The organism is Methylobacterium sp. NPDC097929 (assembly GCF_049543375.1).
Taxonomy (GTDB): Bacteria; Pseudomonadota; Alphaproteobacteria; order Rhizobiales; family Beijerinckiaceae; genus Methylobacterium.
Window position 1 is genome coordinate 1 of sequence record NZ_JBMVEP010000036.1, and the last position, 1,810, is coordinate 1,810.

Annotated in this window: 2 pseudogenes; one reads left to right on the top strand and one right to left on the bottom strand. The window is 63.8% G+C overall.

From position 1 onward, the window contains the following. Positions 1-252 precede the first annotated feature (252 nt). Positions 253-595: pseudogene (locus tag ACPCJR_RS26250) on the bottom strand (integrase core domain-containing protein); the annotation flags it as partial. Positions 596-767: 172 nt separating this feature from the next. Here ACPCJR_RS26250 and ACPCJR_RS26255 point away from each other — a divergent pair. Beyond that, a pseudogene (locus ACPCJR_RS26255) lies at positions 768-1,810 on the top strand (IS110 family transposase); the annotation flags it as partial.

A 1,810-nucleotide genomic window follows, 5' to 3' on the forward strand; every position in this document is an offset into this window, starting at 1 on the left:
AGCCTTCGAGCGCTTCACACCAGTCGAATGCCGCAACTACCTGATGGCCGCAGGCTACGATGCCTTTGATCCAACCTGATCGGATGCAGCTCTAGTACGGCCTTCGCATCTCTCAGTGGTATAGAGCACCGATCATCCGCTACTTCCTCTACCCATGGGTTCGACCGGCATGCCGACTGATCCCGTTCGCATTCATGTCATCTGGGCACTGCAATCGAGTGAGGGTGCCGAACTCGCCCAAATCATCTCACGTCACTTCCGGCCTGACCGGTATTTTGGACCGAACCGATTGAGAGGCTGCTGCATGGTAGCTTCCGTAGGTAGCCGGATGACTAGATCCGGGAAGGTGACAGGCGCGGTCGGCCGATAGTCTAGCGACGAATGCAGCCGGACGCTGTTGTCGGTGTCTGCCAGAGCCCAATCACGATCTGCCCTTCCTTCAGTGAGTATAAGTTCTTCTGTCTCAGGCACTCATCGTGAATCCTGCCGTTGAATGTCTCGCAATGACCGTGCTCCCACGGCGAACCCGGTGCGATATATGAATCTGCGGTCCGGTCTTGGCGACTTACTTGCTCAGTGCCTTCGCGATCATCTCGCTGCGCGGTCCTCCGGTTCCGGGCGGTAGCACATCGGGAAGATGGCTCGACGGCTCTGGAGCGGCGCGCGAAGCCATGCGGAGCGCAGCGCGCAGCCCTGGGCGGTCATGGCCGATCGGCAGGTCTCTAGAGTGACGGTGTTCGAAGCCTCATTCCGGAGACGGATCGACCATGACCAGACCACAGCTTACGCCGCCGGCCGGCGTTCTCGTAGCCATCGACGTGGCCAAGGCCCGCAACGAGGTTCTCATCGAGGTGCCCGGCTCCGGCCGACGACGCCGGTTGAGCGTCCTCAACACCCGTGCCGAGCACGACCGCCTGATCGCGCTCCTGGCCGATCTCGGTCAGCCGGTGACCTGCGGGTTCGAAGCGACCGGCAACTATCACCGCCCGATTGCCTGGCGCCTGCTCCAGGCGGGCTTTGCCGTGCGCCTGATCTCGTCCGTGGGGCTCGCCCGCACCCGCGAGGCCCTGCACAACGGTTGGGACAAGAACGACCCGAAGGACGCCCAGGTCATGCTGCACATGATCCGCATCGGCGCCTCGCAGGTCTACCATGACCCGCTCGCCGCCGGCATCAACGACGTGCAGGAACTGTCCAAGACCCACGACGCCGTCTAGCGGGCCAAGACCGAGGTGCTGCATCGGATCCTGACCCACTACCTGCCGCTGTACTTCCCAGAGGTCGACCGCTTCCGCCACAACTGCCGCTCGGACTGGTTCTTCGCCTTCCTCGATCGCTTCCCCACGCCCGCCAGCATCACCGCGCTGAGCAAGGAGACCTTCATCGCCGCCGCCTGGGATGTCGTCGGGCGCAAGGTCGCCAAGGCCCAACTGCTCGGCGACATCTACGAGACGGCCCGCAGATCGATCGGCCTGCCGGTACCGCCTGACGCTCCGGCGGTGAGCATGTTCCGGCTCGTCATCGGCGAGGTGCGTGGCCTCATACGGCAACGCGACGCGATCGAGGCTGCGGCCGACACCCTCCTGTCGGAGAGCGCCGACTACAAGCTGCTGCGCCGCATCCCCGGCATCGGCCCGATCAACGCCCTGACCATCATGGCCGAGGCCGGCGACCTGCGCCGCTTCAGCCATCACCGTCAGTTCCTGAAGTTCTGCGGCCTCGATCTGGCTACCCAGCAATCCGGCACCTTCCGCGGCCAGACCAAACTGTCGAAGTACGGCAACGCCCGGCTCAGGCGTACGCTTTGGCT